The organism is Paenibacillus sp. FSL H8-0280 (genome assembly GCF_045040665.1).
Taxonomy (GTDB): domain Bacteria; phylum Bacillota; class Bacilli; order Paenibacillales; family Paenibacillaceae; genus Paenibacillus; species Paenibacillus xylanexedens_A.
In genome coordinates, this window is sequence record NZ_CP150296.1 from 4,168,140 (window position 1) to 4,184,758 (window position 16,619).

At 42.5% G+C, this 16,619-nt stretch carries 16 protein-coding genes and 1 pseudogene; 1 reads left to right on the forward strand and 16 read right to left on the reverse strand.

Translation table 11 applies throughout. The features are described from left to right. Positions 1 to 36 precede the first annotated feature (36 nt). The 8 genes and pseudogenes from fabD to MHI12_RS18165 form a co-directional block, all read right to left on the reverse strand. Entirely contained in the window at positions 37 to 1,242 is a 1,206-nt protein-coding gene (gene fabD, locus MHI12_RS18130) for an ACP S-malonyltransferase (RefSeq protein WP_405169954.1), read from the reverse strand. A gap of 325 nt (positions 1,243 to 1,567) precedes the next feature. Further along, positions 1,568 to 1,789, reverse strand: coding sequence for a hypothetical protein (locus MHI12_RS18135; protein ID WP_405169955.1), 222 nt, complete (start codon positions 1,787 to 1,789; stop codon positions 1,568 to 1,570). A gap of 18 nt (positions 1,790 to 1,807) precedes the next feature. Further along, the gene (locus tag MHI12_RS18140) at positions 1,808 to 1,990 is read right to left on the reverse strand and encodes a hypothetical protein (protein ID WP_405173021.1); all 183 of its coding nucleotides are present in this window, start codon (positions 1,988 to 1,990) and stop codon (positions 1,808 to 1,810) included. Between the two features lie 6 nt (positions 1,991 to 1,996). Beyond that, positions 1,997 to 2,071: pseudogene (locus MHI12_RS18145) on the reverse strand (hypothetical protein); the annotation flags it as partial. A gap of 41 nt (positions 2,072 to 2,112) precedes the next feature. Continuing rightward, complete coding sequence (locus MHI12_RS18150; protein WP_405169956.1) at positions 2,113 to 3,072, reverse strand: YncE family protein; 960 nt, start codon at positions 3,070 to 3,072, stop codon at positions 2,113 to 2,115. Positions 3,073 to 3,252: 180 nt separating this feature from the next. Beyond that, entirely contained in the window at positions 3,253 to 4,110 is an 858-nt protein-coding gene (locus MHI12_RS18155; RefSeq protein ID WP_405169957.1) for a Cof-type HAD-IIB family hydrolase, read from the reverse strand. Positions 4,111 to 4,184: 74 nt separating this feature from the next. After that, the gene (locus MHI12_RS18160) at positions 4,185 to 4,643 is read right to left on the reverse strand and encodes an SMI1/KNR4 family protein (protein WP_036613499.1); all 459 of its coding nucleotides are present in this window, start codon (positions 4,641 to 4,643) and stop codon (positions 4,185 to 4,187) included. Between the two features lie 57 nt (positions 4,644 to 4,700). Further along, positions 4,701 to 5,222, reverse strand: a complete 522-nt coding sequence (locus MHI12_RS18165; protein ID WP_341007924.1) for a GNAT family N-acetyltransferase — start codon at positions 5,220 to 5,222, stop codon at positions 4,701 to 4,703. A gap of 220 nt (positions 5,223 to 5,442) precedes the next feature. Between MHI12_RS18165 and MHI12_RS18170 the strand changes: the two genes are divergently transcribed. Further along, complete coding sequence (locus MHI12_RS18170; protein ID WP_341007925.1) at positions 5,443 to 6,600, forward strand: S8 family peptidase; 1,158 nt, start codon at positions 5,443 to 5,445, stop codon at positions 6,598 to 6,600. 120 nt (positions 6,601 to 6,720) lie between these two features. Here MHI12_RS18170 and MHI12_RS18175 read toward each other — a convergent pair whose 3' ends face one another. The 8 genes from MHI12_RS18175 to MHI12_RS18210 form a co-directional block, all read right to left on the reverse strand. After that, positions 6,721 to 7,119 carry a RidA family protein gene (locus tag MHI12_RS18175; protein WP_341007926.1) on the reverse strand — a complete coding sequence of 133 codons (399 nt, stop codon included), beginning with the start codon at positions 7,117 to 7,119 and terminating at the stop codon, positions 6,721 to 6,723. A 314-nt stretch (positions 7,120 to 7,433) separates the two neighbouring features. Beyond that, positions 7,434 to 8,876 carry a 6-phospho-beta-glucosidase gene (locus tag MHI12_RS18180; RefSeq protein WP_405169958.1) on the reverse strand — a complete coding sequence of 481 codons (1,443 nt, stop codon included), beginning with the start codon at positions 8,874 to 8,876 and terminating at the stop codon, positions 7,434 to 7,436. A 34-nt stretch (positions 8,877 to 8,910) separates the two neighbouring features. Next, positions 8,911 to 10,824: a beta-glucoside-specific PTS transporter subunit IIABC gene (locus MHI12_RS18185; RefSeq protein ID WP_341007928.1), complete on the reverse strand. Its 1,914-nt coding sequence runs from the start codon at positions 10,822 to 10,824 to the stop codon at positions 8,911 to 8,913. 445 nt (positions 10,825 to 11,269) lie between these two features. Further along, the gene (locus MHI12_RS18190; protein WP_405169959.1) at positions 11,270 to 13,207 is read right to left on the reverse strand and encodes a beta-glucoside-specific PTS transporter subunit IIABC; all 1,938 of its coding nucleotides are present in this window, start codon (positions 13,205 to 13,207) and stop codon (positions 11,270 to 11,272) included. Positions 13,208 to 13,374: 167 nt separating this feature from the next. Further along, positions 13,375 to 14,217 carry a BglG family transcription antiterminator LicT gene (gene licT / locus MHI12_RS18195; RefSeq protein WP_074095537.1) on the reverse strand — a complete coding sequence of 281 codons (843 nt, stop codon included), beginning with the start codon at positions 14,215 to 14,217 and terminating at the stop codon, positions 13,375 to 13,377. Positions 14,218 to 14,441: 224 nt separating this feature from the next. After that, complete coding sequence (locus MHI12_RS18200) at positions 14,442 to 14,747, reverse strand: hypothetical protein (RefSeq protein WP_405169960.1); 306 nt, start codon at positions 14,745 to 14,747, stop codon at positions 14,442 to 14,444. A gap of 57 nt (positions 14,748 to 14,804) precedes the next feature. Next, the gene (locus tag MHI12_RS18205) at positions 14,805 to 15,365 is read right to left on the reverse strand and encodes a shikimate kinase (RefSeq protein ID WP_405169961.1); all 561 of its coding nucleotides are present in this window, start codon (positions 15,363 to 15,365) and stop codon (positions 14,805 to 14,807) included. Positions 15,366 to 15,530: 165 nt separating this feature from the next. After that, complete coding sequence (locus MHI12_RS18210) at positions 15,531 to 16,619, reverse strand: acyltransferase (RefSeq protein WP_405169962.1); 1,089 nt, start codon at positions 16,617 to 16,619, stop codon at positions 15,531 to 15,533.

Consider the following 16,619-nt stretch of genomic DNA (forward strand, 5'->3'; position numbering starts at 1 on the left):
AATGTTCTAGAGGTCTTGTGAGCAAACAAAATCGTACTAAATTGCATTAATTAACGCAGTTTCATCTATTGAAATTTGTTTCGCTGTAAGAATCGAATGACATACCTGTAGAGCATCATTTATCTCTTCTTCGCTAAGTTTGTATCCATTCTTGTGTATTTGTTCCTTTACCCGTTGTAATTGATGAAATAACGGCTCAACCGTTTGGGTATATGCTATCGAATCTTGGTTATAATTCCGTGAAATGAGTGCGGTTACCATTAGTTCTGATAACAACTTTTTACGAATCGTTAACCGCTTATTTTTCCTTTCTTGTGTATTTGTAAGCATTAGTAAATCGGAAGGCTGACCAAGGGAATAAGGTACAGTACGCTTCGTTATTTTACTCATAAGACTAACTAACACATGTTTAGAACCCAACTCTATAACTTCAGTAACCCCATTTTCAACCAGATAAAGCATGGACTCTGACCATCTTACAGGCATCGTCATCTGCATGTTTAAGTAATCCACGACAGATCGATCACACTCATAGGGTGCTGCTGTAACATTTGAAATAATCGGGTATTTTGCATGGGCATATTGATATCGATCCAATTCAACTTTGAATTGTTCTGCTGCGGTTTGCATCATGGGAGAATGATAGGGACCACTTACATTTATATAAGAATGTTTCGTTCCCAGGGATTCTGTCCTTTTAATAATTTTTTGTATAGAGTGCCGATGTCCCGAAATGACAAACTGTTGGTCAGCGTTCATACAAGCCACACAGGCAGGGTGTTTTTTTGTTGAAACTTCTTCGCATATGTTTTGAAGTGTGTCTAATTGAATGTGTGAAATGGCCACCATGGTCCCTTGCTGATGCGGGTCTGCATTGTGCATAATGATCCCTCGTTGTCTCACAAGTTTAATAGCGTCACGAAAAGATAGAACACCAGCGCATACCAGAGCCGAATATTCTCCCAAACTATGCCCAGCCAAATATGTGGGTCCCATCCCTATTTCTTGCATATAAACTTGATAAGCAATGACACTTACAGTCAAAAGTGCAGGCTGCGCGTTCATCGTCATTGTCAAATCATTCAGACTGCCTTCAAAACAAAGTTTTCTTAAATCGAAAGAAATAGCATAACTGGCTTCTTCAAATAGCTTTTTAGCTACATCGAAGTTATTCCAAAAGTCTCTACCCATCCCAACCACCTGAGAACCTTGTCCAGGAAACAACAGAGCTACATTACTCATCCAGCATCCTCCATGTATCAACTTTATATTCCATGCACTTCGACAAATTAAAACCAATAAATTCCTTGTTTGCAAAATTTATAATAAACTTTCATTGGGAGTTATGCAATAATAAAGTCAAAAGGAGGGTCATCTATATCTATGAACGGAAAAAAATTCGTGATTCTTTTTGGGCTCCTCGTTGGCCTCTGTGTTGGAACATTTAGTGTTGTTCTTTACTGGATCTTGTCTGTAGTCTGAGTACTAATGCAAATAGACACCTCCATTGAGGAGATGCCTGTTCCATTCTGATCTGATCATTCAAGACTCACGATTCTCCTTATCCTCAGAGAAACGGATTCCTCTTTATTTCAGATCCGATTTTTTCGCTCACTTCGTTCTCTTTATCACTCAACATCTGATCTGAAGATGGCACAGTTGAATAGTCGTCCTGTAATACAATTACATACAGCCCATTACCTGGAATCCTAACTTGACATACAGAATTTTCTTTGTTCATGTTGATCAGCTGCTCCATTAAGTCTGAAGCCGTTATAACTTCTTTCATCCGAATCCCCTCACCTTTCTACGGATTTACACCTACTGCGAACGGACGTGCCCCCACCGGAATGGTAGCAATCACAGTATTCGTTTCGCCATCGATCACAGAAATGGTATTGTCATCTTGATTGCTTATATAAACTCGATTGGTTAACGGATTGGCGCCCGCTCCGTTTGGATTAATTCCGACAGGAACAGTAGCAATCACCGTATTGGTTAATCCACTAATTACTGAAACATTATCCGTATCTCGATTTGGGACGTAAATGGCGTTTGTGGAGGTATTCACCGCTACTTCAGCTGGCGTAACGCCGACCGGAATGGTATCAATTAGGTATTCGTCACACCATCAATAACGGAAACCGTATTACTGGTAAAATTCGATACATAAATACGGTTGGTGGCTGGATTGACCCCTACACGGAATGGATTAACCTGAACGGGTATCGTAGCAATCACCGTATTGGTTACTCCATCGATCACAGACACAGCATCAGAATTAAAATTTACTGCATAGATCCGATTGGTTAAGGAATTGACGCCTATACCCGTTAAAAAATTGAGTCCCGGAATAGTGATAGTATCAATCACCGTGTTTGTCAATCCATTAATAACGGTTACATCTTCAGTTGTATCCAATGAATTAAAATTTGCCGTATAAATAGCATTGGTCGCTATATCGACCCCTACGTCACTTGGCTCGCTCCCAACAGGAACAGTAGCAATCACAGTGTTGGATACACTATTAATGACGGAAATGGTATTGCTGCCTCTGTTTGAGACATAAATACGACTCGTTAATGGATTAACATCAATCCCTGCAGGATTCGTTCCCACAGGAATCGTAGCAATCACCGTATTGGTTTCGCCATTAATGACGGAGACATCGTTACTATTAAAATTCGCAACATAAATGCGGTTGACTGGTGTGTTATCTCCCTCCATTTCAAGTTCAGAAGAGACTAATCGATGTGCGGCAACTAGCTGACCAGTTTCATTTTTGCCCCACACGGAAATCTCCGTCTGCTCCATAGCTACACCTTCAACTGTAAAGACAAATTCAAACGCATCAAGATTGGCAAAATAAGTTCTTGTCACTACCTGATCCGGAGCAAGTGAAATCTGCTCGCTGACATATAAAGTCCTCGTAGCGGTCAAATTATACCCTTGTATCAAAACAACGGATTCATCCAGAGAATTCCTGTTATCAATTTTAACGGTAACTTGTTGTGTTGGCCGTACATCACTGACGGCATTATTCTCAATAGGTCCGGTTGATAGAATGGCCATTTCGATTCTCTCCTTCACTTAGATGTTATGGTTTGATTAGAGAACCCTTTTGTAAAAATATAAATTGATCTGTTTAAACCAAAATAAAGACCCTGCAATAATATATGCAGGGTCTTAAATAAGGTTTGGGACAAAGGATGTACGTATTACCCGTTTTTATCTCTCACCTTGTTAACTTTATCAAGTGATCAATCCATACTTCACAAAACTATGATACAATCCATCTTCCTCTACTGTTCCAGTAATATCATCTGCAATGGCTTTCAGTCCAGGCTTTGCATTACCCATGGCAATTCCGACGTTACAAAATTCCAACATCTCGGCATCATTCATGCCATCACCAATGGCGAATGTATCTTGCTGTGACATGCCCAGATGCTCCAACAAATCGGCGATCGCAATCGCTTTGTGAATGCCAGGGATCATCAGTTCACCACTTCCTTCACCAAAGATCGGCACAGTGCACTGAATGACTTCGAATTTCCCTTCAAACTCTTGCTTGATCCGCTCAAACGGGATGGCCGAGCTCTCCAAGAAACATACTTTGTTCACATCATCCTTATACAGGTCGGCCTCTCCATACGTTAATCCGGCAATAAACGGGTGCGGTTTCAGCTCCTTCTTCTCTCTGGCTACAGGGTCATTCTCCACATCACCATAGATGCGGCGTTCCAGGTGAGGTTGAAGATTGCTACTCGCATACAGAGCCGAATTGGATTCAAGGTAGAAGTCAATGCCGTTTTCATTGAAAAAATCGACCATATGTCGAACATCTTCCGCTGTTACCCTTTTGTGATATAACACGTCATTGCCAAACTCCACATAACCCCCACCTGCACCAATCAGACCATCGAATCCGACATCCCAGATGGAATCATAAATTTCTGCTTTGGATCTGCCTGTACATAAATAGAGCAGATGTCCGTTCTCTCTGGCCTGTTTACAAGCCTTCTGTGCTGACAACGGAATACTTCCGTCATCATCTACCAGTGTGCCATCAATATCAATAAAAACAATTTTCCGCTTCGTTTCGTTCATCTGCCTAGCCCCCATCATGTATGTTGTCTATGTCTAAACGAGCGAGTGCCGACAGGCATTTTCCTTATACAAAATTACCTATTCCGTGGTGTTCGCTGATCGATCAACTTCTCCAAAAATTCGGCAAAAGAATCCGCGTATACTTCAGGTTCCCCATTAAAGTAATCCAAACGCATCACTTTGTACTCTCCAAGGTGATCTGCCGTCCGCGTATCAAAATAGTAATATTCATCTTCGTCCGGTACAAACAGTTCCAGCTTCCCTTCCTTCTTCGCGTCTTCGTCGGCAAGTCGGTATCTATACAAAATATCAGTGTCCGCATACTCTCGGTGTTCTGGAGGCGATATGGTCAGAATTCCGGTTCCACTTAACATCGCTATACCATAATTCAGAAGCCACCAGCGATAGGACGGAGGTAAAGGAAAGCCCAACTCCTGTTCAATTTCGGTAATCCAGCTCTCTTGAACTTGATGATTCGGGAACCAGCGTATAACCTCGGTATGCTCCAGTTTCTCAATCAGACTTGAATACATGGATAGATCTCCCCCATTACCATCATAATGTCATTTTCCTTCAATAAATTCCAATGGTTACTTACATGCCAACTTGTCCATATGTACGGTTTGCCAGTCATCATCCTGCTCAGCAATAACCGTAAACCCTTGGCGTTTCCAAAAATCTACGGCTCCTGGCAAGAAGCGATGTGTATGCAAATACAGCGTCGTATAGTGCATATCCTTTACCACGCTCTCCAGTTCGTTCATCAACATCGAGCCAATGCCAAACCTACGATACGCGGGATCTACATAACATTTTACTATTTCGGCAGCCGATTGAGCTGCATATCGACCTTCCACAGCTTCAATACGTCCATCATATGGTAATATCCCAATAGAACCGACGATCCCCGCATCCCCCATCATTGCAACAAGAAAGATCGAACCATCTGAGTCCAGATAATGTTCTCTGAACTGCTCGAAGTCCACAGGCAATTTCGTATGATCCATCATCGGAAACACTTCTTTGCGTACACGCATGGCAAAATCAATGGCATCCTCAATCTGGTGTACCTGAACTGGTGTGACTGTCGGTATATTCTGAAGTTGTGTCAATGAAACCACATTCCTTATCCTCTGTATTAGGAGCCACCTCTCGGCCCTGCCTTAAATCTTGTTCATGCCAAAGCGGCTCTCTTCATATCATCTTACCGAATTTATCCCTTCCTATCAATCTATCTACACTACTATCCAAATTGCAAGAGTGCCCGCGCAGTCTAATAGAGTTCGCATACGATAAGGCGTGTCACAATTCATATTGGAGGGATAAACGCTCATGTGGTTATGGTTAGGTGTTTTTGCTTTCATTTTGCTAGTAATCGGGTTCGTGTATCGTTATCTGGACCAACTTGCCGAGAGCAAGTTTCACCCTCACGCTCCCAAGCAGCTCTTAGTCAAATTCAAGGAAGGGACAACCGAGGATGAGATGCACACCCTTCACAAAAAAGGGAGATGTAAAGTCGCTGAGACCTATGAAGATTTAGGCTGGTACCGTGTGGAATCCCGCAAAAAAATGCACAGAATGCTGAAACATTACAAAGATCATGAGCTTATTGAACATGCAGAGCCGAATTACCTCGTTGAAGCATCCTTCACTCCTAATGACCCTTTCTTTCCTTATCAGTATAACCTGTCCAAAATCAATGCACCCGCTGCATGGGATATTACTCAGAGTAACAGCTCTGTCAAAATCGCCATTATCGACACCGGTGTACAGCTAAACCACCCAGAATTGGCTTCCAAGCTCCTCCCCGGTTATGATTATGTTGATTATGATAACATCCCTGAGGATGGGAACGGCCACGGCACCCATGTAGCCGGGATCGCTGCCTCCGTTACCAACAATGGTGTGGGCATCGCAGGCGCTGCACCACTCGCATCCATCGTTCCGCTCCGGGTACTGGATAACAACGGACAAGGAACGATAGGTAATGTCGGTAACGGGCTTGTCTTTGCTGCCAATAACGGTGTACAGGTTGTTAACCTGAGCCTTGGTGGGCCGATGGGAAATGCTTTCCTTCAAGCTGCCGTACAGTATGCTTGGGATCGTGGAGCTGTGATTATTGCCGCAGCTGGTAACGACAACACTTCATTCCCAATCGTACCCGCCTCGTATCCCAACGTGATTGCTGTCGCTTCAACCAATCCCTCCGATCTCAAATCCAATTTCTCCAACTATGGCTCTTGGGTGGATATGGCCGCACCGGGTGATACCATTCTATCCACATACGTGGGTGGTTCCTATGCCTACCTTAGCGGTACGTCCATGGCTGCCCCTCATGTGGCTGGAGTAGCTGCACTTCTTGCTGCACAAGGAAAAACAAATGCTCAGATTCGGGATGCGCTGTGTTTCGCTTCTGATCCGGTATCAGGCTCCGGGATCTACTGGACATATGGTCGACTGAATGCTTATCAGAGCTTGCAGGTGCCATAATACACCTACTATCGCTCATAATTGCACACATGGCATATCCTTTCCATTTTTCACAAATAAAAAAACGAAGGGGCATCTGTAAGTGAGATGCTCCTTCGTTTGGTTAGAAAGTATTCGATGTTACACTTTTGCTGCCCAAAGCTCTATTTCAATTTTAATCTCTGGTAGACCTAATGCCGTAATATATCCAATCGTCATTGCAGGATAATCCGTACTAAATAATTGTCCCCACTCGGCATATAAGAAATCCCAATCGATTTCCTCGGTTGCCCATACGTTCACTTTGATAATATGTTCAGCATCTAAGCGCTCAGATTCGAGCACTGTTTTAATATTATTAAATGTATTAATGACTTGCTCATTCAGACTCTCTGGAAAGAGTCCATTATGATCTGCTCCAATTTGACCCGAAGTCACAAATAATTCTGCATTCCTCGGGATTCTTGTAATATGCGTGTACTGACCTACAGGAGCTGGCATATTTTCTGGATTTGTTCTAGTAATTTTGTCAATATTCATCTGGATTACCTCATCATTCTTAAGATTTTTCTGCGTTATTTCCTAGTTTTCCTCCGATTTTGGGCAGACTTCACCCTTGGAATAGATTCTAGAAAAAGACAGCAGTGGAGTATCCATATCCCGAAGATATAAACGCAAGTGATTTTTTCTTCATGAGTGGATGCTCCTCCCTTCTTAAGTGACAAGATTCTCTTAATCTCTTTATTATATCTGAAAGCCACATCATGGGTCAAATTCATCCCCTCATAAACAAAGAGCAATCCCGTAATAACGAGACTGCTCTTTGTCTATTCTATAGCGCCGGAGACCTTGTATCAGAAATATTGTGCGCCATTACTCGCAATGACATCTTTGTACCAGTGAAAACTCTTCTTTTTCACTCTGCGAAGTGTGCCCGTACCATCATTATTTCGGTCTACATAGATATAGCCATAACGTTTCTTCATCTCTCCGGTACCCGCACTGACCAGGTCAATCGGTCCCCAGCTTGTGTAACCTATGAGCTCTACACCGTCTTGAATCGCTTCAGCCATCTCGGCAAAATGACTATTCAAATATTCGATGCGATAGTCATCTTCAACAGAGTCATTATCTAACAACACATCGGTTGCCCCAAGTCCATTTTCTACGATAAACAACGGTTTTCCATAGCGGTCATGAAGCTGATTACACGTAATCCGAAGCCCCTTCGGATCAATGGTCCATCCCCACTCGGAAGCTTGCAGATAAGGGTTCTTCACCGAACCAAATACATTGCCTTCTGTCGAATCTTTCAAAATCTCAGGGTCCGTACTGGTGCACCGGCTTGCGTAATAGCTAAAACCGATATAGTCGACCGTGTTCTGCATCAAAATATCTGCATCTTCCGGTTGCATGTCAATCCAAATGTCATTTTCTCTGAAAAATCTTTTTGTATAACCCGGATATGCTCCCTTCGATTGTACGTCGATGAAGAAGAACGATTCACGATCTTTCTCCATAGCCTTCCACACGTCATCCGGGTTAGAGCTGTATGGATACACCATTCCAGCGGCTAACATACAACCAATCTGTGCACCCGGAATGATCTCATGACAAGCCTTAACAGCAAGCGCACTCGCTACCAATTCATGATGTGCTGCCTGATACAGGACCTGATCTTTGTTTTCACAATCCTGCAGAACAATACCCGCTCCAATGTACGGGAGATGCAGCAACATATTGATCTCATTAAACGTCATCCAGTACTTCACTTTATTCTTGTATCGATTGAATAGCGTCGTCGCATATTTCTCAAAGAAACCAATCATCTTACGATTCTTCCAACCGCCGTAAGTCTCGACCAGATGTACAGGTACATCGAAATGGCAGATCGTTACCACAGGTTCAATGTTGTATTTTAATAACTCATCAAAGACATCATCATAAAATTGCAAGCCTGCTTCGTTTGGCTCCGCTTCATCACCATTAGGGAAAATCCGTGCCCAGGCTATGGAAAGCCTGAGGCACTTAAATCCCATTTCTGCAAATAACGCAATATCTTCCTTATATCGATGATAGAAGTCAATGGCTTCATGTGAAGGATAGAATTCCCCTGTTTTTGGTTCATACGAATCCAGGTTACCCAGAGCAATATTCCATCGATTGGCACCAATCGGAATCAGATCTACCGTTGTTAAACCTTTTCCACCTTCCAGATAAGCACCTTCCAATTGATTCGCTGCGGTTGCTCCTCCCCAGAGAAAATTCTCCGGGAAGGCTGTAAACTTTTCATTCATTGAGGAGTTCCTCCTTAACCATCCTTAGTTTCAATTAGCTTAATACCGTGATCAATTTATCTTTCTCATGAACGGATGCATCTTTTGTTCCTACAACGTCCAGATAATTTGAAGTATTAGTCACAATGATCGGTGTAACCGTCTCATACCCTGCATCCTTAATGGCTTGCAGATCAAACTCAACAATCAGGTCACCTGCGTTAACACGGTCTCCATCTTTCACATGGGTTGTAAAATGTTGACCTTTCAGCTTGACCGTATCCTGTCCAATATGGATCAGCATCTCTACACCATCATCGCTTACAAGACCAATGGCGTGTTTGGTACGATATACGGTTTGAACAACACCTGTGATTGGAGATACCACTCTACCACTGGTTGGACGAATTGCAATCCCTTTACCCATGTGCTCACCTGCAAACGTTACGTCATTAATTTCATTCAGTGCAACAACTTCACCAGCCATTGGGCTGACGATTTCGTATCTGCTGTTCGGATTTGGATCAAGTACTGGTGCTGGAGCTGGTGTAGCTTCTACTTTGTCTTTAAATCCAAACACGTACGTCAAGACAAAACCAACGATGAATGCTACCAATACTGCAACGATGGACATATAGAATCCGGAATCAGGACCTGCTTCTTTGTTGATAAAGCTTGGAATACCGAAGATACCCAGTCCACCAAAGACGTAAAGCTTTGAGCCTGCCCATCCTAAAATACCACCACCGACAGCACCACCAATACAACTCATGATAAACGGCTTTTTCAATGGAAGAGTTACGCCATAGATTGCCGGCTCAGTTACTCCGAATATACCGGAAATAAACGCTGGAATGCTTAATGATTTCAACTTGGAATTTTTTGTTTTGAGCAGAACTGCAAGTACTGCACCCGTTTGGGCAAAGGAAGCGCCGAAGGACATTGCAAGAACTGGATCAGCCCCCGATGTACTTAAGTTAAGAAGCATAACTGGTACAAGTCCCCAGTGAAGTCCAAACAGTACTAGCACTTGCCAGAATCCGCCGAGAACCAAACCTGTAATAATCGGACTCAATTCATAGATACTTGTTGTACCTGCACCAACCAATTGACCTGCCCATGTGGCTATTGGACCAATTACAATGAAGGTTACCGGAACAATCACGAGCAAAGTGAAGAATGGAACCAAAAATGTGCTAACGACTTTAGGAATGATGTTTTTGAAGAATCTTTCAATCTTAACAGCGAAGAACGTAGCAATAATGATCGGAATAACCGATGTTGAGTACGTCATCAATATAACCGGGATACCTAAGAACGTAATGTGAATCGGTGATTCAAACAATGTACCTGTGAACAAAGTGTATAGTGGATCTCCTGCAGTCAAACCGGACAGCGTAGGATACACTAACGAAGCACCTATCGCCATACCCAGGAACGGTGAACCCCCAAATTTCTTGATTGCCGTGTATCCAAGGAAGATCGGGAAGAAGTAGAACAGTGAATCACCAAGTGCATTCAGCAAATGGTATGTTCCTGATGTATTTTCGACCCATCCAAATGCTACAAACATGGCTGTGAAACCTTTGATCATACCTGTAGCAGCAAGCAAACCGAGCAGTGGTGTGAACACACCGGAGATCATGTCGATAAATCGGCTGAACAATCCTACTTTTTTGCCTGAGTTGTCCGTCTCCTCTTCAACTTGTCCCTCACTTGGGAAATTTCCTACTTTAACGACTGCTTTATATACATCCGGCACTTCGTTGCCGATAACGACCTGATATTGTCCACCACTTTGCATAACGGTAATAACACCTGGCAGATTTTTAAGTTCTTCTGTTTTGGCTACGCTTTCATTTTTCAGTTTAAACCGCAGTCTTGTTACGCAATGGAATACACTATTTACGTTCTCGCGACCACCTACACGTGCCAGAATGTCCTTAGCCAATTGATCGTAGTTGCTCATTGTAATTCTCCCTCTCTAAGTAGACTCCCCATGACTTTTGAAACAAATAAAACCTGAACCACTGAACATACACAACATACCGGATCGTCCGGAAATCAGTCGTGTTATTCAGCAATTCAGGTTTTGCCCTTAACGGTTGCAACCCTGTAAGGCTGTACACATTGGTATTTAATTATTTGGATAACGAAAGTAAGTTACATTCCATACCCTCTGAACTGAGGATGGTCGGCATTGCCTGATTGAACAGTTACAATCCGATTGATGTATGCGCTTACTTCTTGAACTCATCATAGTACATCTGAACTACGTTTGCAACACTTATTTTTATTAATTTCACAAATACATTGGAGTGACCGAAAATGAAAAAAAGAGACCACTCCGAAAACATCAAAGTGGTCTCTATAAAGCTAATGTTCAGATTAATAAAATACGCACTAAAGCAGAATTAACCTATAACCGTAACCAATTTATCCTTTTCTTGCACTTCACGATTTGTTGTAGCAACCACGTCCAAATAATCAGCCGTATTAGTTACAATTATCGGTGTTACGGTCTCATATCCCGCCTCAATAATGGCCTGCAGATCAAATTCAACGATCAGATCGCCAACACTCACACGATCTCCATCTTTCACATGTGCAGTGAAATGTTGACCTTTGAGCTGTACTGTATCCTGACCGATATGGATCAGAATCTCTACACCTTGATCATCTACAAGACCAATTGCATGTTTGGTACGGTAAATCGTCTGTACCACGCCATTAATCGGGGATACAACTCTCCCACTGGTTGGGCGAATAGCAATTCCTTTACCCATATGTTCACCAGCAAATGTAGCATCGTTAATTTCTTGCAAAGGAACCACCTCACCCGTCATCGGGCTGGCAATTTCGTAACGATTGTTTGGATTAGGCTCAAGTGCAGCCTTCTCTTCTTTTACTGGCTCTGGAGCCTGTTTGGCAGCCTCCGGATTAGCAGGATCTTTGAATCCTACAAAATAAACGAGAACAAAACCTAGTACAAAAGCAATGATAGTGGCAATCATGGCCATCCAGAATTCATAGTTAATCCCTGCTGTCGGACTAATAAGCGCTGGAACACCAAAGATGCCTGAAGCAAATACAAACATTTTGGAACCTGCGAATCCAATAATACCACCAGCTACTGCAGAAGAAATACAACTCATAATAAATGGTTTTTTCAGTGGCAAAGTAAGTCCATAAATAGCAGGCTCAGTAACACCAAAAATCCCGGACACAAAGGCAGGAACCCCCAGTGATTTGAGTTTGGTATTTTTCGTTTTAAGCATAACGCCAAGAACGGCACCAATCTGAGCAAAAGAAGCAGCAAACATCATGGCCAGAATCGGATCTGCTTTCAGAGTGGACAGATTCAGCAACATGATGGGTACGATACCCCAGTGTAACCCGAAGATCACCAATACTTGCCACAATCCACCAACAACAATACCGGTTACTAACGGACTCAAGTCATAAATGCCCGATACCCCGGCACCAATCAGCTGACTTGCCCATGTTGCGATTGGACCAATCAAGAGGAATGTTACAGGTACAACAATCAGAATTGTGAAGAATGGCGTAAGGAACGTTCTCACAACAGAAGGAATGATCTTTTTGAAGAACGCTTCTACCTTTGCTCCAAAATAAGCAGCAATAATAATCGGAATGACGGATGAGGAATAACTCATCAAGATAACGGGAATACCCAGGAACGTAATATGAATCGGTGATTCAAACAATGTGCCTGCAAACAGCGTATAGAGCGGTTCCCCACCACTAAGACCGGATAAGGTCGGATATACAAGCGATGCTCCGATGGCCATCCCGAGGAATGGAGATCCACCGAATTTTTTCATAGCTGTGTAACCCAGGAAGATTGGGAAGAAGTAGAACAGACAGTCTCCTGCAGCATTCAACAATTGATATGTTCCTGAAGCCGGGTCCAACCATTCGAGAGAAGTAAACATGGACAGGAAACCTTTGATCATCCCTGTTGCAGCTAGCAATCCGAGAATTGGTGTAAATACACCTGAGATCAAGTCGATAAACTGACCCAAGAGACTCTCTTTTTTACCGGAAGATTCTGAATCATCACTTGAGACCGGTTCATCCGCATTCATATTACCCACCTGTAACAAGGCTTTATACACATCAGACACTTCGTTACCCACAACTACCTGGTATTGCCCCCCACTTTGCATTACTGTTATGACTCCAGGCAGATTTTTGAGTTCGTCTGTTTTGGCATTATTGTCATTTTTTAATTTGAAACGAAGTCTGGTCGCGCAGTGCACCACGCTGTTAATGTTCTGTTTTCCACCAACACCAGACAGAATGTCTTTGGCTAATTGCTCGTGTTTCATGAAGTCTTTTCTTCCTTTCTGGCTAGACACGGATTCAAAGCATATTGGAGAGAATAAAAAAACCTGAACATCTGAATGTATGGAACATCCGGTTAACGGTATGTTCTGTCATTCAAGCGTTCAGGTTTTGCCCTAGTGGTTGCAACCCTGCAAGCTGATCTATGGGATTATTCAGAAGTTGCATTCACAACTCTCTCAATATGAATCGTTAAGTACATTAATTCTTCGTCAGTTAGTTGATACGTGTAGTTGCTTTCAATGAATTTCTTAATTTTCTCCGAGCACTTATGCGCTGCTGGATACTTTTTCTGAATCATCAGGAACAGTTCATCATCGTTGTTGCTCTTGTAATGTTTTCCCTTAACCAAACGTTGGGCGAAAAACTTCAAATGCGTCACAAAGCGATAAAATGTCAGTGAGTTTTCATCAAAATCAATCTTGAAATGATACTTGATGATTGTCAAGATTTCCTGCATGACCTGCGTCATACTCTTGATGTTGGGCATTTCTTCGTTCAAAGCTGCATTGACAAAATGAAGTGCCATAAAACCGGCTTCGTCCTCGGGCAAGATCACACCAAACTGATCACAGATCATATTGAGCGCTTCCATTCCGACTTCATATTCCTCTTTGTATAACTGCTTTGTCTCCCAGATTAACCCGTTGCGTATGGGCAGATTCTTGCGATACCGCTCAATGGCAAAGTGAATATGGTCTGTGAGATGTAAGTAAATGCTCTCATTTAATTTCTTGCCAAGTTTTAATTTGGCGTAAGCGATGATTTCCTCGGATACTTTCATGTATTCCAGAGGAATGCTTGAGATTAATGCCTTGAAGTTTTCCTGAATATCTTCATTCTGTAAAGTAAATATCTTGTCGATATGCTGCTCGGAAACCATATCACCCGCCCGCTTCTGATAAGCAATCCCCCGGCCAATGATAATAACTTCCTGTTGTTCGTCATTCATCGCAACTACAGCATTATTGTTCAGCACCTTCTCGATTTTCACTTTATCACTCCAATATACAGAAAAAGACAAACCAATCCCTTTTCTCAAGGTATACGGCTTTGCCTGATTCAACAGTTACAACCCGATATGTTGTACGCGCTTCCCTCATATTATTACAAATTTCTACACAGTGCAACAAAAAGTTAATATCGTATTAGCATGACTCCCGATCTAGGTAAATATACTCACAGGAGTGAGCAAATCAAGAATTATTTTACAGGAATTCACGGTTTATTGTTTTTGCTTTCTTTCTCCAGTTCCGCTTCAATTCTTCGATTAATCATGTCCATTTGTTCTGAATCCAAACGATCAACTTGAGTGTATTCTTTATCCAACTCGTACTCTTGCGCCTCGCCTTTGTTCATTAGCCCCAGATGATTCTTGATGTCTCGGATATCTTCACGCATATGTATCGTCTGACGGTATTGGTCTACAACAAGTGCAAAAATAATGCCCCCGGCCACTATTGGACCAAATGGGATCAGATAACATAAAACAAGTCCTATGAGCAAAAATATAACAAAGTACATGATGTAGTGCCCCTCTCATATAAAGTATCTACTTTGCTAAGTTAGACGTTTCTCAGATTACAAATTAAAGCGTTCCTGGATTAACTGTGCCACTTCATCCGGGCTCTTGTGCGTGTTATCAATCCGTATGTAGTGCTCATGCATGATTTCCCCCGGTTCCGAATTCAATCGATAAAGCTTCATCGTATCAAGCAACTCTCGCTCAGACCACGCGATGTCTCGCTTTGTTGGCTTATGTAACAGGCGATGCGGACTTTTATTGCGCTCCAATCTTTCCGATGCATCGGCTTCCAGTTCCACATAACAGACCTGACCCCCATTAGATTCGAATAACTCGCTGATCTTACGGATGTACTCTCCGTCTTGCTTCAGGTCAAAAGCCCATACAAACGTAAAAATTAGACCCGGTAGGTCACTCTTCGCCACTTCTTCAAAAATCTCCTGACGGAACAGATTAACCAGTCTTTTTCCCTGTGGTGTACCATAGCTGAAATAAGGAGACACCAATTCAATGGTCATATGGTTATGAAACAATTTAAGCTTTGTTATCTTCTCCAGTTCTTGCCCAACCGTCATTTTGCCCACAGCCTGCGGACCAAAAATAATCACCAATTTCATTCGATCACTCCTGACAAGGTAGTGTTCATTCCATTAATTCAATTTTATGGATATTAAACTCTATAATACCTTCTTTAGAGCAAATAAAAAAGAGGTTTCAAGTGATTCTCTCAACGGGTGAGGGCTTGAAAACTCTTATCTTTAATTAAGTAAATTTATTTTAACTTAACGTCCGATCAGTACCCATCCCCACTTCATCCGCCGCAATCCCATCGCGCAGATCCATGAGATCAGGAGCGCCACAACATAAGATAGAATGATGCCCACACTGAAGTGCCGAGCCAGTTCATCTGTGAATTCACGTCTCCAGAAGAGCAGTACGAGTGGATGCATTAAAAACACACCGAACGCAACTGTACCCAAGGAGTCCAGAACACGCGTAGCTTTCCGAAACTCGGTATGTTTTCCTGTGCCCATTCGTTCACTGAAGATCAACAGGAGCAAGCAGGCTGACAACGTAAACAGATTTCGGAACAAGAACAGCACAGTATAGGTTACCACCGGGTATGCAGCAAAAGCGGTTTTGATATAAGCATTACCATATATAAAAATGGCACCTCCACCTAACAACGCAGCTATGAGCACATAACGGTGAGTATACAGTTTGTTCAATGCCCACTCAAAGTTCAACCCAACCCATGCGCCAAATCCAATCACGATCAGATAACTGGGTAACAAACTTCCTGTCCGTTCGAAGTGAAACTGCAAATGTAGTGCATAGAAGATCGCTTGGCCAGCAATAAAGAATAATGGCAAGTACCGATTAAAAAAACGATGGCGTGTAAGGGACAGAAGCCATGGAAAAACGATATAGAATTGAAGAATAATCAGAAAAAAGTACAAGTGCGTATGAGCGGTTCCCATCACTAATTGTTTGGCAAATTGAACACCATGGGTCAAAGGTTCTTTGCCCGCAAGCAACTGTTTAATGGCAAAGTAGATAAGGGACCACACCACATAGGGTACAAATACATTAAATAAACGCTTCTTATAAAAAGTGAGCATCCAACCCTTCTCATTCACCTTGGAGCTGTAGTTGTAGAACAAGACCAGGGAGGACAGAAACAGAAACGCTGGAACGGCAAATTGCAAAAACGTGTTCCAGAAATAATACACATCATGATCTAATGTATGCTTGGGGTAATGCGCGACTGCTGTTGAAGTTGCATGAATAGCTACCACTGCCATGATGGCAAAAGCACGATAGAGATCCAGATACTCAATTCGCCGGGGCCGATTAACCGGTTGATTCAT